We start from the raw sequence: 20,955 nt of genomic DNA, 5'->3' as shown, positions 1-20,955 counted from the left end.
GAAACCACTATGAGTGAACAGCAGACCCTGGCCGAGGTGCCCGCCCCCCGGTCCGATTCCGGCGCACCGCTGCTCGAGGTGTCGGGCCTGGGCAAGTACTTCCCGATCCGCGGCGGCTTCCTCGTCAGACGCCATGTCGGGGACGTACGGGCCGTTGACGGTGTCGACTTCCACATCGGCGAGGGTGAGGCCCTCGGCCTCGTCGGGGAGTCCGGCTGCGGCAAGTCCACCACCGGGCGGCTGGTGACCCGGCTGCTGGAACCGACCGCCGGGAACATCAGCTACCGGGGCCAGGACATCACGCACGCGTCGCGCAAGGAACTGGCGCCGATCCGCTCCGAGATCCAGATGATCTTCCAGGACCCGTACGCCTCGCTGAACCCGCGGCAGACGGTCGGCAACATCGTCTCCGGGCCCATGGAGATCAACAACATCAATCCGCCCGGCGGCCGGGCCGCCCGGGTGCGGGAGCTGCTGGAGATCGTCGGCCTCAACCCCGAGCACTACAACCGCTTCCCGCACGAGTTCTCCGGAGGCCAGCGGCAGCGCATCGGCGTGGCCCGCGCCCTCGCCCTGGAGCCCAAGCTGATCGTCGCGGACGAGCCGGTCTCCGCGCTCGACGTCTCCATCCAGGCGCAGGTCGTCAATCTGCTGCAGAAGGTGCAGCAGGAGCTGGGCATCGCGTTCCTCTTCATCGCCCACGACCTGGCCATCGTGCGGCACTTCTCGCAGCGGGTCGCCGTCATGTACCTCGGCAAGATCGTCGAGGTCGGCTCCCGGAAGGACATCTACGAGCGGCCGCGCCACCCCTACACGCACGCGCTGCTGTCCGCCTCTCCCGAGGCGGACCCGGACGACGACCAGCGCGAGCGCATCCGCCTCGCCGGTGACGTCCCCTCACCCATCAATCCCCCGTCCGGTTGCCGCTTCCGCACGCGTTGCTGGAAGGCGCAGGACCAGTGCGCGGCGGAGGAGCCGCCGCTGGTCCGCATCAGCGGCAACCTGGACGGCCACCTCACGGCGTGTCACTTCCCCGAAGAACCGACGATCGCGGCGAGGGAAGAGGACATCGTCCTCGACCCGGCGCTGGTCGCGATCGAGGAGGCGGCCGAAAAGACCCTTTGACCCGGGCTCCCGTCTTCCGTTCGGCCCGTGGTCCGTACCCGGCCACCCCAGCACCACCCGGGTACGGGCCGCGGCGTACGCCTGCCCGGGCGGGCGCCCCGCGGACCGGCTCAGTCCTCGGTCGGGACCACCCGCTTCTCCTCCGCGAAGTGGCAGGCGCTGTCGTGCGCGGCGGGTGTGTCGAGCCCGCGGAAGACCGCGGGGACGGCCAGCAGCGGCTCCTCCAGCGTGCAGCGCTCCTGCGCCTTCCAGCAGCGGGTGCGGAACCGGCAGCCGGACGGCGGGTTGGCCGGGGACGGCACGTCTCCGACGAGGATGATCCGCTCACGGCGGTCGCGGGCGTCCGGGTCGGGAACGGGGACGGCGGAGAGCAGCGCCTGGGTGTACGGGTGGGTCGGGTGCTCGTAGATCTCCTCGTCGCCCCCGATCTCGACGATCTTGCCGAGGTACATCACGCCGACCCGGTCCGAGATGTGCCGGACGATCGACAGGTCGTGGGCGATGAACATGTACGAGAGGTTGAACTCGTCCTGCAGCCGCCCCATCAGGTTCACCACCTGCGCCTGCACCGACACGTCCAGCGCGGAGACCGGCTCGTCCGCCACGATGATCTCCGGGCGCAGCGCCAGACCGCGGGCGATGCCGATGCGCTGGCGCTGACCGCCGGAGAACTGGTGCGGATAGCGGTTGATGTACTCCGGGTTGAGGCCGACGACGTCGAGCAGGTCCTCGACCGCCTTGCGGCGATCGCCCTTCGGGGCGACCTCCGGGTGGATCTCGTAGGGCTCCCCGATGATGTCGCCCACCGTCATGCGCGGGTTGAGCGACGTGTACGGGTCCTGGAACACCATCTGGATGTTGCGGCGGACGCTTTTGAGGGCCTTCCCCGACAGCTTGCTGATGTCCTCGCCCTTGTACAGCACCTGGCCGGCCGTCACCGTCTCCAGGTTCATCAGGAGCCGGGCGACGGTGGACTTGCCGCAGCCGGACTCGCCGACGATGCCGAGCGTCTCGCCGCGGTAGAGGTCGAAGGAGACCCCGTCGACCGCCTTCACGGCGCCGACCTGCTTGCGGAAGAGGATGCCCTGGGTCAGCGGGAAGTGCTTGACCAGGTCGCGGACCTGCAGGATCGGCTCCTTGGCGGGCGCGGTGGCGGGCACCTTCGCCAAGTGGGTCGTGGGCTCACTCACCGATGGTCTCCTTCCAGAAGTGGCAGGCGCTGGCCCGCGTCTCGCTGACGTCGTACAGCGGCGGCACATCGGTCCGGCAGACGGACTGCGCCATCGGGCAGCGCGGGTTGAAGGCGCAGCCGGGCGGGATGTGCAGCAGGTTCGGCGGCAGACCCTTGATCGCGTAGAGCTCCTGGCCCTTCTGGTCCAGCCGGGGGATCGAGTTCAGCAGGCCCTTGGTGTACGGGTGGGCCGGCTTGCGGTAGATGTCGTGCACGGGCGCGGTCTCGACGATCCGGCCCGCGTACATCACCGCGATCTTGTCGGCGACGTCCGCGACCACCCCGAGGTCGTGGGTGATCAGGATCAGACCCATCTGGAGCTCGCGCTGGAGGTCCGCGAGGAGCTCCATCACCTGGGCCTGGACCGTGACGTCCAGTGCGGTGGTGGGCTCGTCGGCGATGATCAGGTCGGGCTCCAGGGCCATCGCCATCGCGATCATGATGCGCTGGCGCATACCGCCGGAGAACTGGTGCGGGAAGTCGCCCACCCGCTGCTTGGCCGCGGGGATGCGCACCCGCTCCATCAGCTCGATCGCCTTGATCTTGGCGTCCTTGCGCGACATCCCCCGGTGGACGATGAACATCTCGCCGAGCTGCTCGCCAACGCTCAGCACCGGGTTCAGCGAGGACAGCGCGTCCTGGAAGATCATCGCCATCCGCTCGCCGCGCACCTTGCGGCGGTCCTCCTTGCCCATCGTCAGCAGGTCCTGGCCCTGGAAGACGATCTCGCCCTGGGTGATGAAGCCGGGCGGCGAGTCCAGGATGCCCATGACCGCCTGCGCGGTCACCGACTTCCCCGAGCCGGACTCGCCGAGCACCGCGAGCGTCTCGCCCGCGCTCACGGTGTAGTCGACCCCGTTGACGGCCTTGGCGACCCCGTCGCGGGTACGGAATTCGACGTGCAGGTCCCGCACTTCCAGCAGGACGCCCTGCGGGACCCGTGGATCCTGCTCCGCCTGCGTGATCAGGCTGGTCATGGAACGCCTCCGTCAGCGCAGCTTGGGGTCGAGGGCGTCGCGCACCGCGTCGCCGAGCATGATGAACGCGAGCACGGTGATGCTCAGCGCGCCCGCGGGCCACAGCAGCATGTGCGGTGCGTTGCGGATCTGGGTGGACGCCGCCGAGATGTCGATGCCCCAGGAGACCGTCGGCGGTTTGAGGCCCACCCCGAGCCAGGACAGCGTCGCCTCCAGCGCGATGTACGTGCCGAGGGCGATGGTCGCGACCACGATCACCGGGGCGACCGCGTTCGGCGCGATGTGCCGCAGCAGGATGCGGGAGTGGTTGGCCCCCAGCGCCTTGGCCGCCTGCACGTAGTCGTTCTGTTTGGCGGTGATCACGGAACCGCGCGCGATGCGGGCGATCTGCGGCCAGCCGAGCAGCACCATGAAGCCGATGACCGGCCACACCGTGGAGTTGGTGACGACCGACAGGAAGACCAGACCGCCGAGGATGATCGGGATGGCGAAGAAGATGTCACTGATCCGGGAGAGCACCGCGTCCGACGTGCCGCCGAAGTAGCCGGCGAGACCGCCCAGGATGCCGCCCAGCAGTGCGACGCCGGCAGTGGCGCAGACGCCGACGGTCACCGACGCGCGGGCCCCGTACACGGTGCGGGTGTAGACGTCGCAGCCCTGGTTGTCGTACCCGAAGGGGTGGCCGGACGACGAGCCCTGCTGCGACTTGGACAGGTCGCACGAGAGCGGGTTGCCGCTCGCGATCAGCGACGGCCACAGCGAGATGACGATCAGGAAGAGGATCAGCAGCGCGGAGATGATGAAGATCGGGTTGCGCCGCAGGTCGTGCCAGGCGTCGGACCACAGGCTGCGGGGCTTGCCCGTCGGGCCGCCCGCCTGCTGTCCGTGACCGGGCCCATGGTCCAGCGTCTGGGCCTCGGAGGACGCCAGGTCCATCGATCCGCCCATGCCGGTGGGGGCGACGGACTCGTTCGATCGGTCGTACTCGTCAGGCATACCGAATCCTCGGGTCCAGGACCGCGTAGAGCAGGTCGACGAGCAGGTTCGCCAGCAGGAAGACGATCACCAGGATGGTGACGAAGCCGACCACCGTCGCTGAGTTGTGCCGGAGGATGCCCTGGTAGAGCTGGTAGCCGACACCTTGGATGTTGAAGATCCGCTCGGTGACGATCGCGCCGCCCATGAGGCCGCCGATGTCCGTCCCGATGAAGGTGATCACCGGGATGAGCGAGTTGCGCAGCAGGTGCCGCAGGATGACGCGGCGCCGGGGCAGCCCCTTGGCGACGGCGGTGCGGACGTAGTCGGCGCGGGTGTTCTCGGCGATGGACGTCCGGGTCAGCCGGGTGACGTACGCCAGCGAGACCAGGGCCAGCACGATGCCGGGCAGGATCAGTTCGTTGAGCGGCGCCTCCGGCGACACCGACGGCTCGCCGATGCCCCACTGCACCGCGACCACGTACTGCAGCACGTAGCCGAGCACGAAGACCGGGATGGAGATGACGACCAGCGTCATCAGCAGCACCGAGGTGTCGATGGGCCGGCCGCGGCGCATGCCGGTGATCACGCCGAAGGTGATGCCGATGACGATCTCGAAGAAGATCGCGACGAGCGTCAGCCGCAGGGTCACCGGGAAGGCGCTCTTCATCAGCTCGGTGACGGGCTGCCCGTTGAACGCGGTCCCGAAGTCACCGGTGAAGATGTTCTTCATGTATTCGAGGTACTGATGCCACAGCGGCTTGTCGAGGCCGTACTGGTGCCTGATCTGCGCGGCCGTGGCGGGGTCGGGGGCGCGGTCGCCGAAGAACGCGGCCACCGGGTCTCCGAGCGCGTAGACCATCACGAAGATCAGGAACGTGGCGCCGATGAACACCGGGATCATCTGCAGCAGGCGCCGGATCACATAGCGTCCCATGGGGCCTCCCCCGAAGTCGGGCGGGGGGGGGCGGGGGGGGGGGAGGCGGGCGGGGGCCCGGCGCGGTTTCACCGCGCCGGGCCACCGCGCGGGTCAGCTGACCTTGATCTCGTTGTAGACCGGGACGCTGAACTGGTTCAGCGCGACGTTCGAGATCTTGGTCGAGTAGCCCCCGGTGCCGTTCTGGTACCAGAGCGGGATGGCCGGCATGTCGGTGGCGAGCTGCTTCTCGGAGTCCTGGAAGAGCGAGATGGCCTTCGCGGTGTCCGGCTCGGCGTTCGCCTCGTTGATGAGCTTGTCGAAGTTCGCGTTCGTGTAGTGCGAGTCGTTCGACGACGCGTTGGTGTAGTAGATCGGCTGCAGGAAGTTCTGGATCAGCGGGTAGTCCATCTGCCAGCCGGTCCTGAACATCCCGGTCATCTGCTTGTTCGTCACCTTCGAGCGGAAGTCCGCGAAGGTGCCGATCGGGTTGAAGACGCAGGCCTTGTCGTTGCCGAGCGCGTTGTTGATGCTGTTGCAGACCGCGTCGGCCCAGTCCTTGTGGGAACCGGTGTCCACGTTGGACGTCAGGGTGACCTGCCCGCCGGGCAGGCCGCCGGCCTCCGTGATGAGCTTCTTGGCCTCGGCCGGGTTGTACGTGCAGGCGTCGCCGCACAGCCCCGCCTTGAAGCCGCCCGCGTCGCCGAGCACCGGCGAGGTCCAGTCGCTGGCGGGCTCGCGGGTCTTCTGGAAGATCTGCTCGGTGATCTGCGCGCGGTTGATCGCCATCGACAGACCTTGGCGGATCTTCGCCGCGTTCGCGCCCGACCACTTCGGGTCGTACAGCGGGAACGAGACGGTCTGGATGATGCCGGCCGGCTGGTTGATGAACCGGTCGCCGAGGTCCGACTTCGCGTTCTTCAGCTGCGACGCGGGGATGTCGTCGACCAGGTCGATGTTGCCGGCCTGGAGGTCGGTGTACGCGGTGTTGTTGTCGGTGTAGACCCGGAGGTCGATGCCGCCGTTCTGGGCCGCGTCCGGACCCTTGTACCCGGCCCACTTGCGCATCTTCATGGTCTGGCCCTTGGTGTAGGAGTCCACCGTGTAGGGGCCGTTGCCGACCGGCTTGTTCAGCCAGGCGGCGTGGTTGGCGAAGAACGACTTCGGCAGCGGGTAGTACGCCGAGTAGCCGAGCGTGTCGGGCCAGGTGGAGAACTTGGCGCCGAGCTTCACGGTGAAGTTCAGGTCGTCGACCTTCTTCAGCCCGCCGAGCGTCTGGGCGGTGGAGGCCGCCCCCTCCTTCTCCGGGTGCACCGCGTCGTAGCCGTCGATGAAGCGGAAGAAGCTCGCGTTCTTCTGGGCGTTCTTCAGCAGCGCGCCGTAGTTCCAGGCGTTGATGAAGGAGTCGGACGTGACCGGGTCGCCGTCGCTGAAGGTCCAGCCGGGGTTCAGCTTGATCGCGAAGTTCTGCGAGTCGGAGGTGGTGACCGACGCGGCGACCATGTTCTCGGCCTTGCCGGACTTCGGGTTGTACTTCTTCAGACCGCGGAAGAGCATGTCCAGCACCTTGCCGCCCTGCACCTCATTGGTGTTGGCCGGCTCCAGCGGGCTCTGCGGGTCTCCCCACGAGGCGCTGACGATCCCGGAGGCGCCGCCTCCACCACCGCTGTCGCTGCCCCCTCCGCCACAGGCGGTGGCCGCCAGGGCGACGACCGTCGCACAGACGGCCCACTTCAAGCGCGTGGCTCCGCGCATCGCGTGCCTCCTCATGGGTCGCAAATGACACTTAGTCCCTCATGACACCGCAAACCCGTCACTGGCGCACCTCTAGCGCACCCGTGTCGCCCCACGAACCGTCGGCCGACACCCCGCGTGGGCCAACGCCTCACTCAACGGGGTTGGTCCCACGAGGGCCAGAAGGGCGAGGAGACCCCCCCGGGAAGAATCGTTCCGTCCCGCCCGTGGCGCCGAACCCACTCGTCCGCGCCCCTCCACGTGCCCCAACCTCCCCGCGCCCCGCCCGGGGGGCGGCAATCCGCACTTCCACACCCCGGGGGAAGGTCAGGGCCGCTCGCCAAATCTGACAGGTGCACGACGCCTGGCCCCGCTGACCGCCACCTTTGAACGCCGCCACCAGCCGAGAGACCCGCGCCCGTATTCCGCCATCTCCCAACGACTACTTTGACGCGCGCGTTCCCATAGGGCGGTGATATGGGCGGGAACATCCGTTTCGCGAATGAACTTCACCTTCGAGAAAATCTGAGCCAGAGACCCTCTTGCACATCCGGTAAAACTCAGCAAAGATCATTAAGTCCAGCGGCGAGCGAAAGCGGAATGGCTGAATCCTATTCGCTGCCCAGCAAGTGGTTCCGCATGAAAATTAATCGAAAGAGGGAAACAAATGTCAAATATGACGCTTGATCTCAATGAGCCGGCCGAGCTGCTCAACCTCGATTTCGAGACCACCATGACGAACCTCTGGGAACCTGCTTCGATGAGCGAGAACCCCATTGGCTGTTCGACGAACACCAGCAGCCTTTGCTGTATCAGTGCCCGTCACCACAGCGGCTGCTGATCCAAGACCACGCCTGAAGTGACATGACGCCCGGGGGGTGTCGATGGCTTGCACGTCCCAAGAGACTCGGCACTCCCCGGAGTCAATCGTGTGATGACTCGCCGCTGCCCAGACGAAAAGAAGAAGAACATGAAGACGTTGGACTCCGACATTCAATCCTGCGTCGCCGAACTTGCTGTCCAGCTCGCCGATCCTGACGTAGTGCTCGCGCATACGACTCGCATAAACAGCGAGGCCGGGCTGCGCGTCCGGGACAGCAGGCTGATCTGGAGTCCAACATCCCTCGGGTCCGGCTATCCGGGAATATCGCTCTTCTATTCTGAACTGAGCCACCACGACGATTACTACCGGGCCATTTCGGACCAGTATCTGAAGCTCGCCTTCGCCGCACTGCAGCCAGATACGACTCAAGGTCTCTACAGTGGCCTGACTGCCGTCGCGTTCGCGACCCGCGCTGCGTCCAAGAATGGACAGGAATACAGCACAGCCCTGCTTCGCCTTGATGATTTTATTGAGACTTATGTACACCAGGTACTTGCATTCGAAAAATCACGCCGCCTGGCGCAGGCCGGTCCTACCTCCTTCTCTGCATATGATGTGATCACTGGCGTCGCTGGGATAGGGCGTTATCTGCTGTCGCCCGGGGTTCGACGGCCCGAACTTCTGAGAGAAGTGCTCGCCTACCTGGTGGAACTCACCGAGCCCGTCGAATACGAGGGAAATCTGCTGCCCGGATGGTGGGTGGCCCACTCTTCCGAACTGGGAGAGAAGACAGGCGAAAGCCATGTGAATTTTGGTATGTCGCACGGAATATCGGGCGTTCTCGCCCTGCTCTCCCTGTCGTGGGAAGCCGAGGAACGGGTAGCCGGCCAAGAAGAGGCAATCGGCCGGATAGTCGACTGGCTGCTCGAACAGAGCGTGCACGACGAGTTCGGCATGCGTTGGCCGGCCACCCTGTCACGGTCCGAGTACCTGAGCGGCCATGTCGTTCCAGCACGCAACAGGCCGTCCTGGTGCTATGGGTCACCGAGCATCGCCCGTGCCCTGCAGCTTGCCGGGCAGGCAGTGGCAGAAACTTCATGGCAGGACCGAGCTACGGTAGCCGTCGTGGCAGCGCTTTCGAGACTGGAAAGCCACCGGGACATCGAGGAGCCAGGTCTGTGTCATGGCTGGGCGGGCATCATGCACACCGTCGGCACGATGAACCGGACACTCAATCTCGACACCCTCGCGACGAAGCGCGACGAGATGCTGGTCAGGGTTCTTGAGACGAGAATCAGCGACGCACCATTCTCCTTCAGAAACAACTCGAATGCAGGCAGTAACCTCGACGCTCCCGGATTTTCCGAGGGGGCGGCCGGAGTGGCCCTGTCACTGCTGGCCGGGAGCGCAAACCATGCGCCCATGACCTCTTGGGATCAAGCCTTGCTCCTGACGTAGAGGCACATCAGGACCAAGGTTTTCACGCTGGCCAACCAAGAAAGGCAAGAATTTGTTGCTCTCGAAGATAGATCTCCCGGATCTTGCGCGTTCTCTGTATCGCGAAGACCAACTTCCCGCCCTGGTCAGCGACGCAGCGGAAGAGCGAGCCTGGGTACCGGCCTACGCGACGAAGGTCGCACCTCTCGGATAGTTCGCGGACTCGTTACCGCGACTAGCCGGCCATGAAGGTTCCGGGCCGTCTCCACGCCTACCGGCGTGGTGGCGGCCCGGTCCTCTCCGAAACCGAAAAAGGAGTGCAGAGTTATTCGCTCGCCAGGTGCCAAGAATCTGCAGACCTCTGACATAGCTCACCTGGACAACATGCTCGTTTCCGACAGGTACTTCGGCGACTCGCGTGCCATCGAAATGAGGAATCTGGCACGCTTCCGAGTCGGTTTGAAACTACTGGCGTCGAAGGAACCACATCTCGGTGCGGCACTCCAGGCGGCGTCCGCCCTGGACGACGAGGCCATACGTCCCCTCTTGTACGATCCTGTCCTTCGCAATTGCTTCGAAGACGACATCGCACGGATGGAGCACGGGCAGTCCCCCAGCGGAGCACTGGCGGATCACCTTGAACACTGCCTCAAGGACGGGCCGGCCGGCCTGGGACCGTGTGCGCAGATCTCCAACCCCCGTCGGAAGGCCTGGCCGGCGCACGGAAGCGCGTGGATCTGGGGTGAGCTGCAGCCGCAGGAGCCCAGCGACGTGCGGCTCGCCGCGCGACTGATGGAGCTCTACCGCGGGTCCTTCGAGGATGCGGCGTCCTCGGAACCCATCGTGCCCACCGATGAGATGTCGCGTTCATTGGGCCTGGGAGCCGAATTGCTCAATGCGCTTCTTCCGAAGACGGGGGCGAGCGTACTGAGCCATGTCTCGGTGGTCGGGTTCACGAGGGGCGACAGTCCGGAAGGCCCGCTCCAGTCGCTCTCCGGCGGAGACCCCCTTCCCTCCGCGATCCTCATGGCACCGGAACGGCTCAGGGACTCGTGGGTTGCGGCAGAAACGCTCCTGCACGAAAGTGCGCACCTCAAGCTCTTTGATGCCTTGCGTTCGGCAGCAGTGACGATCACGCCCAACCTTCTTGTCGAGATACCTTGGCGCAGAAGCAAGTGGAAGCTCATCCGCGTTATCGTCGCCTTGCACTTCTATACGCATTTTCTCCTCTTCCAAGCGGCCGTGGACCATGCCGGCGATCACCTCAAGGAGGTCTTCGGCGAGCCGTCCGCCGCGGACAGCGTGGACGAACCGAGTCCGGATACGCCCGCAGCATGGGACGGCACCTATCGCACCACTGCGGAGAGGGTCCGCTACCTGGCGGAAACCGCGATATCCCTGTCTGCCGAACTGACGCCCCACGGGCGCAGGTTGGTGGAGTGGCTGCTGTCGGTCCTTCAGATGGCCATGACCGATCCGCCTCGGATGCCTGCGGCCGAGTACCCCGGTGATTCTTCTGGCCCGGCGGCTCAGAGAGTCCCCGCCGCAACAGAGCACGAGACGCTGTACACGAGGAATGAGCCAGTGGAAGCGTACGCACTCGCCGACCTCGGACAGCTCGTCGTAGGCGATCCTCGAACCGGTCGCCTCCACTGGCTCAACGCTCACTCCTGGGTCCTCTACGCACTGTGCGATGGCCGGTCACTCGAGTCTGTGGAGAGTGCTTACAGCGAGCATGTGGGGACCACGATGCCACCGGCCGAGGTCCGCGAAGCGGTTTCTCAAGGGATCACCGACCTCGCCTCGTCCGGCCTGATTCAGGCAGGCAAGCGATCATAGGAATGACAACCGCCAGATGGCTGCACGAAAGAACGCGTCTCATCAGGAGTTCGCTGACGGCGACGACACCATGCCAAAGTCCCCCGATCCGGTCTCAGAACTGGCCGAGTCTCCCTGGCAGATCTCGCTCCCCGATCGGCAGTCGGCCGGGCTGGCGAGGATGCTGCGGAATCTGCCGTCCGTCGTCCGCCTCATCGTGGCGCTCGCATGGGACGCGAGCAGGCTCCAAACCCTGGCGGTGCTCGTACTGGAGACGCTGTCCGCTCTCCTGGCGGCCTGTGGTCTGCTCGCGACCACGGCAGTGTTCAGTGCGCTGCTGGCATCCGGATCCGATACCGACCGCCTCTCCCAGGCCGTACCGGCAATCGGGCTGACCGTGGGGCTGCTCGTACTCCGGCAAGTCGTCGTCTTCGGGGCGACGTGGGTGCAGGCATCCCTCCGGCCGGCGGTGAAGAGAGTGGCTGAAGAACGCCTCTACCGTGCAGCCGTCTACGCGGATCTCACCGCTTTCGACGATCCGGACTTCCACGATTCCATGGGGCGCGCACGGGATCGCGGTTTCGTTTACGTAGGCATGGCCACGGACCGCTTGGTAGAACTCACCAGCGCTGTCATGGCTCTCATCGGCGCCGCTGGTGTAGTGAGCATCCTGCACCCTGTCCTCCTGCCGATGCTGCTGGCCTCGGCGATCCCTCCCGCCTGGGCGACACTTCACTCAGCGAGAACGATGCATGAAAGCGTCGAACGGTTCAGCGCCGTACACCGCCGTATGTCGACACTCGCCCGCTTGTTGGCCGACCGTCAGTCGGCCGCGGAGATACGCGCGTTCACCGCACAGGAGACTCTCCTGGAGGAACGGCGACAACTGGCGGAAGCCGTTTGCTTCGAAGATTCCCGCGTCGGGAGGACGGAAGGCAAGGGAAGACTCCTGGGACAGGCCGTCTCAGGACTTTCCATGGCCCTGAGTTACGGAATTCTGTGCTGGCTCCTGTATCTGGGGGTCATGCCTTTGGCGGCTGCGGGGGGCGCCGTCATCGCCATGCGGAGCGGCCAAAGTGCACTCGGCAGCCTCGCATTGTCGTTGGGCAAGTTGTTCGAGCAGGGTCTCTACGTTGAAGACTATTCAGAATTCATCAGAAAAGCCCAGTCCTCCGTTCGCCCTGCATCTCAGGAAGTCGTACCGCATGATTTTGACCGCATCTCGGTATCAGCCGTCACGTTCACATATCCAGGGAAATCTGGTGCTGCCGTCAGTGACGTTTCCCTGAGCATAAAGTCCGGACAGGTCGTTGCTTTCGTAGGTGAGAACGGGTCCGGCAAATCGACACTGGCCAAGCTGATAGCCGGCCTGTACCTGCCACAGCACGGCGTGATTCGCTGGGGAGACGTCGATCTCTCGACCGTGGATGAATCCAGCATCTACCAGTACGTTGGCTATATATCGCAGACCCCGACCCAGTGGCCGTTCTCCGCACGATCCAATATAACCATCGGAAGGCCGGATCGCGAAGATCCCGATGACAGGGAACTCGTCGCCGCTGCACGGAGATCCACCGCCGAGGAAGTCGTCTCCCGTCTCCGCGAAGGTTACGAAACGCTGCTCAGCAAGGAGTTTCGAGGCGGAGCGGATCTGTCGGGCGGAGAGTGGCAGAGATTTTCAGTCGCTCGCGGATTCTACCGCGACGCCAGACTATTGATATGCGACGAGCCCAGCGCGGCCATGGACCCCCGTGCGGAGGGGCAAGTCTTCAAACGTATTCATGAACTGGCCGAGGAGCGGACGACCATCCTCATCACACACCGGCTGTCCGGTGTGCGCCTTGCCGATTGCATCTTCTTTCTGGAGCACGGAAGAATTGTGGAGCAAGGGCGCCATTCTGATCTGATGGCCGCACAGGGCAAATATTTCGAACTGTACACCCTGCAGGCAAGCAGTTTCAGCGAATAGAAGCCCTTGCATGGCTGCAGATTCTGCTCACATGACAAGTATCACTTCCGCGTGACCATGCGCGAAGACCGCCAGGAGCCGTAGTGAGTAACGCATCCTATTTCAAAGCGGCCGATTCCCTCCTCATTCGCATGCCGCTACTCCCTGTTGACCAGACGGAAGCAACTCTCCTGGAGGCCGATCCGGAGTCGGCGGCGTACGAGAAGGAATTGACGCAGTATCTGGTGGACATCACACGGCATCCCCCATTCCGAGAGGCGCTCGAGTTCTCCAGTGCCGCACTCGCGCAGACGTTGGCGAAGATCGAGTGCGGGGCGACCGTGCCGAGGAAGCGTCTCGAACGGGCAGCCGTCTCGGCTACTCGCTACTTGTTGCGAGCGGCGACGCGACCCACCCCCTTCGGCCTCATGGCCGGTGTCTCCCTGGGCGCCTTCGCGGCTGAGCCGAGGGCACGGACGGGAGGCTCCCATGAGAAACGTGTCATCGTCGACTCCGCCTGGGCCGAAAAACTGATTGCGCAATGGACAAAAAACCCTGACATTCAGAAGAAGATGTCCGTCTGTGCCAACAACCTCTGTTACGCACGTGGTGAACGACTCGTACTGCCGTATGTCCGGGTGGCCGGCGGAGGCCACTCACATCAACCCCACGGGCGCCAGACGGAGATAACCGTTCGCTCTACGGAGCTTGTGCGGTTCGTGATGTCGACCGCACAGCACCCCCTGTCGTACGGCGAACTACTGGAAGCCACCTGCCAAGAATTCACAACACTGAACACCCATCAGGTCGGATCGGCTCTCTCCGCTCTTCTGGAGCGGGAGTTCCTGGTCTCCGACGTCGCACCCCGGCAGGATACGGCAGATCCTCTGGGTCCTGCCCGTTCTGTCGTCTCTGCCGACGCGGTTTCACAAGATCACCTGGGCACCATCGATAGGGCCCTCTCGGATTATTCGGCGAAGCCGATCGGGGACGGTCGGCAAGCCTGGACGACCCTCATGGGAACGTTGGGCGGGATGGTTCCCGAAACCGGCCCACCAGTCCAGGTGGACCTGCGGTCCGATGCCGACATCGTTCTTCCGAACGTGGTCAAGGAAGAGCTCGAGAGAACGGCCTCGATGCTGTGGAGTCTTACGGATCCAGCCGGACGATCTGAGCACCTCGTCGAATACCACGAGGCCTTCGTGGAGCGCTACGGTACGCACCAGTTGGTGCCTCTGCTGGACGTGCTCGACCCGCACCGCGGCCTCGATGCCCCTGCCGGCTATCTCAACCCGCCGACGTCACGTCACCTCGCCGACGTCAACGCGGAACGGGCTCCCGACGGCGCGCGGGCGCTGGACCCCGAGCGCGAGGCATACCTGAGCTCCCTCGTCCAGTCTGCAATGCTCAACGGCAGGAAGGAGATAGTGCTCGACGACGCGGCGCTGGAGCGACTCTCCCACAAGGAAGCGGTCGAGCCGACCGTCTCCACCGACCTCTGCTTCCAACTGCTTTCCCGTTCGGTGGACGACCTGTCCAGCGGAGACTTCACTATTTCCCTGTCCCCCTTTTCCGGGGGATCCAGGGCAGGATCCATGACCGGCAGGTTCGTCGATACCCTGGACGCCCTCGAACCCATGCGGTCGATTGTCGCCGGGTGTTCTCCCGAGGCAGGAGCCATCCGCGCGCAGGTCTACTTCAAACCGGCCGGTGCGGGGGCTCTCAATGTCTGTACGGTGCCGCCGCTGCTGGCGCATACCATCTCGGTAGGAGAATTCCCGGGGAGCGGGCCTGGTTCGATCGAACCGGCAGATCTTCTGGTGGGAGCTACCCACGATCGTCTGTACCTGGTGCGCAGCTCCGACGGCCGCGAGGTGCTGCCCGTCGTTCCACACGCCTTGAACATGGTGAACGCAGCACCGAACATTGCGCGCTTTCTGGTCGATATCGCCTCTTATAGCGAAGGTAATTTCCAGCGATGGGGGTGGGGAAAGAAACTGAAGGCACTGCCGTACCTCCCGCGCGTCCGATACGGCAGGACTCTCGTTTCCCAGGCCCGGTGGCGACCCGACCTCAGCCTCTCGCGGCAAGGGATGCCCTGGGCACAGTGGTGTGAGGCCTTTGCCGCGTGGCGGGAGCAATGGCATGTTCCCACCTTCGTCCAGTTGGCCGTCACGGACCGTCGAATAGAGCTGTCTCTTTCTTCGATGTGGCATCTCCGCCTCCTGTACGCCGAGCTGCAGAAGAACCCGACTGCGCTGATATTCGAATCACCCATTTCCGACAGAGAATCCCTGGGCTGGTCGAATGGATTCGCGCCAGAGGTAGTGGTCTCACTGACGGGCATTGGCGCCGAAAATCCTGTACCTCCGTCGCGGAGTATGGACCTGCGTTCCGCCACGATCACGCCCGTGCATTACGCCCCGGGGAGTGAATGGCTGTACGTGAAGTTCTACGTGATGGCAGAGCTCCAGGACAATTTCATCGGCAGGAGCGTCCCGGATCTCCTCGATTCCCTTCCGGATTGCGTCGACCGGTGGTTCTACATGCGCTACCTCGACCCGGATCCGCATATCCGCCTGAGGTTTCAGGGGGATCCGGCACGCCTCTGTGGTGAACTCATCCCCGCTCTCAGCGCATGGGCATCCAAGGCGCAGGACTCACGTCTGATCCGAAACTGGTCGCTGGACACCTATGTACCCGAAGTGGGCCGGTATGGCGGTGTCAAGGGCATCGCGCTCGCCGAGGACTTCTTCCACGCCGACAGCGAAGCCTGCGCTGTCCAGCATCAGTTGCGTGGCAAGGGTCGGTTGACCATGCCGATCGAGGCGCTGGCGGCGAGCAACCATGCCGCTGTCCTGCAGTCGTTCGGAGACTGGGACTGGAGGTCCTGGGTCATCCGCAATTTCGCCCGGGGGACCGAGGGCCACCCTTCGGAGACACGGGACCTCATGCCACTCATCGGCGATCCCGGCCTCCACATGCGGAGCGACAGGCTGGAAGGGAAGCACCTCTCCAGCTTCTGGGAGCAGCGCACCCGCGCCGGGAATGCCTACGGTCGGTTCCTGTTCGACCGAGACCGCGACCACGGCGTGGATGCTGCACCCGCGGAGGTGTTGAGCGTCCTCCATATGCACGCGAATCGGCTCATAGGCACCGACCGTGCGCTGGAGGACCGGTCCTATGCCGTACTGCGGGCCGCCGCGCAGTCCTATGTCGCGCGCAGACGCCCGCATTCCGGGTAGGGCGAGGGGCACGGGGACGCCGCGGGGTCTCGGTTCGGATCGTGAACGGGTGAGCGCGCCCCTCGCATCGGTGAATTCGAGGGGCCGTTACCGCACTTGGTCGGTTGACCGGGCCGGCGAGTGGTCCTGTGCAGGCGCTCGGCTGGGGTCTCCCGGTCGGGCGCCTTGCGCGGGCGGCTGTCGCGTTCGGCCGCGACAGCGTCGAGATGCTCGGGGCTGCGGACGGACAGGTCGGTGCCCTTGGGGAGTACGTGCCGGGCTCGGGGCGGGGCCTGCGGGCGTCCGCCCGGGCCTGAGCGGCGTGCGGGCCGTACTGGCCGCTGAGAGGGCGTCGGTTGCGCTGTATCGGGCGGCTGACCGTGCACGGGCCGCGGCCTGGCTCGGCAGGGCTCGCGCGGATCGTGGCCCTTCCCGGAGGCGGCCGGCGATGTGGATGCGGTCGGCCCCGAGCGGGTAGCGGGACGGACCGGAAGGCGGCACCTCCGTGTGGATGGGAGGTACCGCCTTCCGCTGCCCGCCGGGCGGGTGATGGCTGCTGCGCTGGGGACGCCCGCTACGACGCGGCGCCCACCACGTCCTTGACCTCGGCGAAGTGGCACGCCGACTCATGGGCTGCCGGAGTCTCATGACCGCGGAAGCGCTCCGGGATCGCCAGCAGCGGGACGTCCGTGGAGCACTTCTCCTCGGCCTTCCAGCAGCGGGTACGGAAACGGCAGCCGGAGGGCGGGTTGGCCGGCGACGGGACGTCGCCGGTCAGAATGATGCGCTCGCGGTGGGCGCGGGCCTCGGGGTCCGGGACCGGGACGGCCGAGAGCAGCGCCTGGGTGTACGGGTGGGTCGGGTACTCGTAGATCTCCTCGTCGCTGCCGATCTCGGCCATCTTGCCGAGGTACATGACACCGACGCGGTCGGAGATGTGCCGCACGATCGAGAGGTCGTGGGCGATGAAGATGTAGGACAGGTTGAACTCGTCCTGCAGCTTCTCCATCAGGTTGATGACCTGCGCCTGGACGGACACGTCCAGGGCGGAGACCGGCTCGTCGCAGATGATGATCTCAGGATTGAGCGCCAGGCCGCGAGCGATGCCGATGCGCTGGCGCTGACCGCCGGAGAACTGGTGCGGGTACCGGTGGATGTACTCGGGGTTGAGGCCCACGACATCCAGGAGGTCCTGGACCTTCTTGCGTCGATCACCCTTGGGAGCCACCTCGGGGTGGATCTCGTACGGCTCACCGATGATGTCGCCGACCGTCATGCGCGGGTTCAGCGACGTGTACGGGTCCTGGAACACCATCTGGATGTTGCGGCGCACCGCCTTCAGCGCGCGCCCCGACAGCTTGGTGATGTCCTGGCCCTTGAAGAAGACCTCGCCGGAGGTCGCCTGTTCCAGCGTCATCAGGAGCTTGGCGACGGTCGACTTGCCGCAGCCGGACTCGCCGACGATGCCGAGCGTCTCGCCCTGGTACAGGTCGAAGGAGATCCCGTCGACCGCCTTGACCGCGCCCACGTGCCTCTTGATGACGACGCCGGTGGTCAGCGGGTAGTGCTTGACCAGGTTGCGCACCTGCAGGATCGGCTCGCCGCGGTCGACCGGAGCGTCGATGATCGCCTCGAGCTCGCCGGTCGTCGAGGAGTCCTGGTGCACCACTTCGGTGACATTCGGGGTCGCGTCCACGGCGTCGTCCGCCTTCTTGTTGAACTCAGCCATGGATCGTCTCCTCCCAGAAGTGGCAGGCGCTGCCGCGGCCGACCAGGTCGGCGCCGTCCCGCTCGGTCACCTGGTGCAGCACCGGGATGTCGGTGCGGCAGATGTCCTGTGCCATGGTGCATCGCGGATTGAACGCACAGCCCGACGGCACCTTGAGGATGTTCGGCGGCAGCCCCTTGATCGCGAAGAGCTCCTTGCCCTTCTGATCGAGGCGCGGGATCGACTCCAGGAGACCCTTGGTGTACGGGTGCGCGGGCCGCTTGTAGATCTCGTGGACCGGCGCCTCCTCGACGATCCGGCCGGCGTACATGACCGCGATCTTGTCCGCGACGTCGGCGACCACGCCGAGGTCGTGGGTGATCAGGATCAGGCCCATGTTGTACTCGCGCTGCAGCTCCGCGAGCAGGTCCATGACCTGGGCCTGAACCGTCACGTCGAGCGCCGTGGTGGGCTCGTCCGCGATGATCAGGTCGGGCTCCAGGGCCAGCGCCATGGCGATCATGATGCGCTGGCGCATACCGCCGGAGAACTGGTGCGGGTAGTCGTCGACCCGGGCCGAGGCGGCCGGGATCTTGACCTTGTCCATCAGCTCGATGGACTTGACCTTGGCCGCCTTCTTGGAGAGGCCCTGGTGCACCCGGAACATCTCGCCGAGCTGGTAGCCGACGCTGAGCACGGGGTTGAGCGAGGAGAGTGCGTCCTGGAAGATCATCGCGATCTTCTGGCCACGGATCTTGCGGCGCTCCTCGGAGGACATCTTCAGCATGTCCTGGCCGCGGAAAAGGATCTCGCCCTGCGGGATCCTCCCCGGCGGCATGTCGAGAATGCCCATGATCGCCTGCGCGGTCACGGACTTGCCCGAGCCGGACTCGCCCAGTACGGCGAGGGTCTCGCCGGCCGTGACCGAGTAGTTGACCCCGTTGACCGCCTTGGCCACACCGTCGCGGGTGTGGAACTCCACGTGCAGGTCGCGCACTTCGAGCAGGGGGCCCCGGTGGACCTCGTCGCCGCGCGGCGCCGGGATGGTCGCGGTGTTGTCAATGATGCTCACGTCGAATGCCCTCCTCAGCGCATCTTCGGGTCGAGGGCGTTGCGGACGGCTTCGCCGAGCATGATGAACGCCAGAACGGTGAGGCTCAGCATGATCGACGGGTACAGCATGATGTGCTGCGCCGTACGGATCTGGGCGACGCCGCCGGAAATGTCGACACCCCACGAGACGGCCGGCGATGAGAGCCCGAGGCCCAGGTAGGACAGGGTCGCCTCGGCCGAGATGAAGACACCCAGCGAGATGGTGGAAACCACGATCACCGGGGCCATCGCGTTCGGCAGGATGTGCCGGAACAGGATCCGCGTGGTGGACGCGCCAAGAGCCTTGGCGGCGTGCACGTAGTCCGCCTGCTTCACCGTGATCACCGCTCCGCGCATGACACGGGCGGTCTGGGTCCAGCCGAGGAAGGCCAGCGCCAGCGACACCACCCACACCGAGCGGGTGGGGAAGGACTGGAGCACCACCATCGCGCCGAGCAGGAACGGTATGCCCAGGAACACGTTGGTCACGAAGCCGGAGAGCAGCGCGTCGATCCAGCCGCCGAAGTAGCCGGCAAACATCCCGATCAATCCGCCGACCAGGGTCGACAGCAGCGTCACCGAGATGCCGACGACGATCGAGGCTCGGGTTCCGTGGATCAGCCGGGAGTACACACTGCGGCCCTGGACGTCGTAGCCGAGCCAGTCGGGCGACCCGACCTTGCTCAGCTCCGGCTTGCCCAGGTAGTGGTGGACCAGATCGCCGGTGGTGGGCGAAGCACCGGTGAACCAGGTCGGGAAGGCACTGATGATCAGCAGCACCAGGATCATCAGTGACGACACGATGAAGTACGGGTTGCGGCGCAGGTCGGCCCAGGCGTCGCCCCAGAGACTGCGGGACTTCGCGGGCTTGGCGAGGACCTCGGCGGCGGAAGCGGCGGCGGCCATCTCGGTCTCCGGCGCGGTCTTGGTTATTTCAGGCATAACGGATCCTCGGGTCCAGGACCGCGTACAGCAGGTCGACGAGCAGGGCCATGACGAGGTAGACGATCACGAGGATCGTGACCAGGCCGACGAGGGTGGTGCCCTCGCGCCGAACGATCGAGTCGTAGATGGTCCCGCCGACGCCGTGGATGTTGAAGATGCTCTCGGTGACGACCGCGCCGCCGATCAGCGCACCGAGGTCGGTGCCGAGGAAGGTGACGACGGGGATCATCGAGTTGCGCATGAGGTGAACGCCGACGATCCGCCGCTTGGGCAGACCCTTGGCGATGGCCGTACGCATGTAGTCGGCATGCAGGTTCTCCACCATGGAGGTTCTGGTGAGCCGGGTGACGTATGCCAAGGAGAGCGACCCGAGGACGACCGCCGGACCGACCAGTTCGCCCCACGTCTCGTCGAGGCTGACCGCGCCGACGCCGAATCCCTGCATGAACAGGTATCCGAGGACGAAGACCGGCATCGAGATGATGAGCAGGGTGAAGATCAGGATGACGTTGTCCGCGAGGCGGCCGGCGCGCAGGCCGGCGACGATGCCGAGGCCGATGCCGGCGACGATCTCGAAGACGAAAGCCATCGCGGACAGTCGCAGCGTGACGGGGAACGCGTCCCCCAGGATGTCCGTGACCGGGCGGCCGTTGCGTATCTGGCTACCGAAGTCGAAGTGCATCACGATGCCGGACATGTAATCCCAGTACTGCCTCCAGATCGGCTGATCCAGACCGAGATCGTGTTTGATCTTCGCTACGGTCGCGGGATCGGCGGCCTTGTCGCCGAACAGCGCCGCCACGGGGTCGCCGGGCAGCGAGTAGACCATGAGGAAGATCAGCAGGGTTGTCCCGAGGAAGACCGGGATCATCTGGAGCAGTCGTCGTGCGACATAGCGCCCCATCATGCCTCCATAGAAGTGGCAGGCAGCCACAGGGCCCTTCACCGCACACGCGTCCTCGCGGACTCGCATGCGGTGAAGGGTCCCCCGGCCCCGGCGTA

General features: G+C 65.3%; 15 protein-coding genes and 2 pseudogenes. 6 read left to right on the top strand and 11 right to left on the bottom strand.

The window, feature by feature from the left end; all coding sequences use genetic code 11:
• The first annotated feature begins 9 nt into the window (after nucleotides 1-9).
• Nucleotides 10-1,125 carry an ABC transporter ATP-binding protein gene (locus O3X23_RS11695; RefSeq protein WP_269271234.1) on the top strand — a complete coding sequence of 372 codons (1,116 nt, stop codon included), beginning with the start codon at nucleotides 10-12 and terminating at the stop codon, nucleotides 1,123-1,125.
• 110 nt (nucleotides 1,126-1,235) lie between these two features.
• Here O3X23_RS11695 and O3X23_RS11690 read toward each other — a convergent pair whose 3' ends face one another.
• The 5 genes from O3X23_RS11690 to O3X23_RS11670 all read right to left on the bottom strand — a co-directional run bounded on the left by O3X23_RS11690 (nucleotide 1,236) and on the right by O3X23_RS11670 (nucleotide 6,979).
• Nucleotides 1,236-2,384 carry an ABC transporter ATP-binding protein gene (locus O3X23_RS11690; protein WP_443047826.1) on the bottom strand — a complete coding sequence of 383 codons (1,149 nt, stop codon included), beginning with the start codon at nucleotides 2,382-2,384 and terminating at the stop codon, nucleotides 1,236-1,238.
• The gene (locus tag O3X23_RS11685) at nucleotides 2,308-3,333 is read right to left on the bottom strand and encodes an ABC transporter ATP-binding protein (RefSeq protein WP_269271233.1); all 1,026 of its coding nucleotides are present in this window, start codon (nucleotides 3,331-3,333) and stop codon (nucleotides 2,308-2,310) included. The genes O3X23_RS11690 and O3X23_RS11685 overlap by 77 nt, the downstream gene beginning before the upstream one ends.
• A gap of 12 nt (nucleotides 3,334-3,345) precedes the next feature.
• Nucleotides 3,346-4,329, bottom strand: a complete 984-nt coding sequence (locus tag O3X23_RS11680) for an ABC transporter permease (RefSeq protein WP_269271232.1) — start codon at nucleotides 4,327-4,329, stop codon at nucleotides 3,346-3,348.
• The gene (locus tag O3X23_RS11675; protein ID WP_269271231.1) at nucleotides 4,322-5,245 is read right to left on the bottom strand and encodes an ABC transporter permease; all 924 of its coding nucleotides are present in this window, start codon (nucleotides 5,243-5,245) and stop codon (nucleotides 4,322-4,324) included. The genes O3X23_RS11680 and O3X23_RS11675 overlap by 8 nt, the downstream gene beginning before the upstream one ends.
• A 93-nt stretch (nucleotides 5,246-5,338) precedes the next feature.
• Nucleotides 5,339-6,979, bottom strand: coding sequence for a peptide ABC transporter substrate-binding protein (locus tag O3X23_RS11670; protein WP_269271230.1), 1,641 nt, complete (start codon nucleotides 6,977-6,979; stop codon nucleotides 5,339-5,341).
• Between the two features lie 655 nt (nucleotides 6,980-7,634).
• Between O3X23_RS11670 and O3X23_RS11665 the strand changes: the two genes are divergently transcribed.
• The 5 genes from O3X23_RS11665 (at nucleotide 7,635) to O3X23_RS11645 (ending at nucleotide 16,229) form a co-directional block, all read left to right on the top strand.
• Nucleotides 7,635-7,799: a hypothetical protein gene (locus O3X23_RS11665; protein ID WP_269271229.1), complete on the top strand. Its 165-nt coding sequence runs from the start codon at nucleotides 7,635-7,637 to the stop codon at nucleotides 7,797-7,799.
• Nucleotides 7,800-7,928: 129 nt separating this feature from the next.
• Nucleotides 7,929-9,239 (top strand): lanthionine synthetase C family protein, encoded by a 1,311-nt coding sequence (locus O3X23_RS11660; protein ID WP_269271228.1) that lies wholly within the window; start codon nucleotides 7,929-7,931, stop codon nucleotides 9,237-9,239.
• Between the two features lie 363 nt (nucleotides 9,240-9,602).
• Complete coding sequence (locus O3X23_RS11655) at nucleotides 9,603-11,057, top strand: aKG-HExxH-type peptide beta-hydroxylase (protein ID WP_269271227.1); 1,455 nt, start codon at nucleotides 9,603-9,605, stop codon at nucleotides 11,055-11,057.
• Between the two features lie 16 nt (nucleotides 11,058-11,073).
• Complete coding sequence (locus tag O3X23_RS11650; protein WP_269271226.1) at nucleotides 11,074-13,005, top strand: ABC transporter ATP-binding protein; 1,932 nt, start codon at nucleotides 11,074-11,076, stop codon at nucleotides 13,003-13,005.
• Between the two features lie 83 nt (nucleotides 13,006-13,088).
• A complete protein-coding gene (locus O3X23_RS11645; protein ID WP_269271225.1) occupies nucleotides 13,089-16,229 on the top strand; it encodes a lantibiotic dehydratase in 3,141 nt (1,046 codons plus the stop codon).
• A gap of 131 nt (nucleotides 16,230-16,360) precedes the next feature.
• Here the strand turns inward: O3X23_RS11645 and O3X23_RS44135 are convergent.
• The 6 genes and pseudogenes from O3X23_RS44135 to O3X23_RS11620 form a co-directional block, all read right to left on the bottom strand.
• Nucleotides 16,361-16,486, bottom strand: a pseudogene (locus O3X23_RS44135) (IS30 family transposase); the annotation flags it as partial.
• Nucleotides 16,483-16,787, bottom strand: a pseudogene (locus tag O3X23_RS11640) (IS30 family transposase); the annotation flags it as partial. The pseudogenes O3X23_RS44135 and O3X23_RS11640, both read right to left, overlap by 4 nt.
• Complete coding sequence (locus O3X23_RS11635; protein ID WP_269271224.1) at nucleotides 16,783-17,937, bottom strand: ABC transporter ATP-binding protein; 1,155 nt, start codon at nucleotides 17,935-17,937, stop codon at nucleotides 16,783-16,785. The pseudogene O3X23_RS11640 and the gene O3X23_RS11635, both read right to left, overlap by 5 nt.
• Nucleotides 17,930-18,988 carry an ABC transporter ATP-binding protein gene (locus tag O3X23_RS11630; protein WP_269271223.1) on the bottom strand — a complete coding sequence of 353 codons (1,059 nt, stop codon included), beginning with the start codon at nucleotides 18,986-18,988 and terminating at the stop codon, nucleotides 17,930-17,932. Before O3X23_RS11630 ends, O3X23_RS11635 begins: the two co-directional genes overlap by 8 nt.
• Before the next feature lie 14 nt (nucleotides 18,989-19,002).
• Entirely contained in the window at nucleotides 19,003-19,950 is a 948-nt protein-coding gene (locus tag O3X23_RS11625; protein WP_269271222.1) for an ABC transporter permease, read from the bottom strand.
• The gene (locus tag O3X23_RS11620) at nucleotides 19,943-20,857 is read right to left on the bottom strand and encodes an ABC transporter permease (protein ID WP_269271369.1); all 915 of its coding nucleotides are present in this window, start codon (nucleotides 20,855-20,857) and stop codon (nucleotides 19,943-19,945) included. The genes O3X23_RS11625 and O3X23_RS11620 overlap by 8 nt, the downstream gene beginning before the upstream one ends.
• Nucleotides 20,858-20,955 lie beyond the last annotated feature (98 nt).

Origin of the sequence: Streptomyces sp. H39-S7 (genome assembly GCF_027158205.1) — a bacterium.
Lineage (GTDB): Bacteria > Actinomycetota > Actinomycetes > Streptomycetales > Streptomycetaceae > Actinacidiphila.
The sequence above is the reverse complement of the archived record's forward strand: the minus strand, read 5'-3'. Positions and strand labels throughout refer to the sequence as shown.

Excerpts from the sequence above, each read along its gene's own strand:
- O3X23_RS11695 (WP_269271234.1), top strand. The coding sequence starts at position 10 with ATGAGTGAACAGCAGACCCTGGCCGAGGTGCCCGCCCCCCGGTCCGAT.
- O3X23_RS11690 (WP_443047826.1), bottom strand. The coding sequence starts at position 2,384 with ATGTGCCGCCGCTGTACGACGTCAGCGAGACGCGGGCCAGCGCCTGCC.
- O3X23_RS11685 (WP_269271233.1), bottom strand. The coding sequence starts at position 3,333 with ATGACCAGCCTGATCACGCAGGCGGAGCAGGATCCACGGGTCCCGCAG.
- O3X23_RS11680 (WP_269271232.1), bottom strand. The coding sequence starts at position 4,329 with ATGCCTGACGAGTACGACCGATCGAACGAGTCCGTCGCCCCCACCGGC.
- O3X23_RS11675 (WP_269271231.1), bottom strand. The coding sequence starts at position 5,245 with ATGGGACGCTATGTGATCCGGCGCCTGCTGCAGATGATCCCGGTGTTC.
- O3X23_RS11670 (WP_269271230.1), bottom strand. The coding sequence starts at position 6,979 with ATGCGCGGAGCCACGCGCTTGAAGTGGGCCGTCTGTGCGACGGTCGTC.
- O3X23_RS11665 (WP_269271229.1), top strand. The coding sequence starts at position 7,635 with ATGACGCTTGATCTCAATGAGCCGGCCGAGCTGCTCAACCTCGATTTC.
- O3X23_RS11660 (WP_269271228.1), top strand. The coding sequence starts at position 7,929 with ATGAAGACGTTGGACTCCGACATTCAATCCTGCGTCGCCGAACTTGCT.
- O3X23_RS11655 (WP_269271227.1), top strand. The coding sequence starts at position 9,603 with ATGCTCGTTTCCGACAGGTACTTCGGCGACTCGCGTGCCATCGAAATG.
- O3X23_RS11650 (WP_269271226.1), top strand. The coding sequence starts at position 11,074 with ATGGCTGCACGAAAGAACGCGTCTCATCAGGAGTTCGCTGACGGCGAC.
- O3X23_RS11635 (WP_269271224.1), bottom strand. The coding sequence starts at position 17,937 with ATGGCTGAGTTCAACAAGAAGGCGGACGACGCCGTGGACGCGACCCCG.
- O3X23_RS11625 (WP_269271222.1), bottom strand. The coding sequence starts at position 19,950 with ATGCCTGAAATAACCAAGACCGCGCCGGAGACCGAGATGGCCGCCGCC.
- O3X23_RS11620 (WP_269271369.1), bottom strand. The coding sequence starts at position 20,857 with ATGGGGCGCTATGTCGCACGACGACTGCTCCAGATGATCCCGGTCTTC.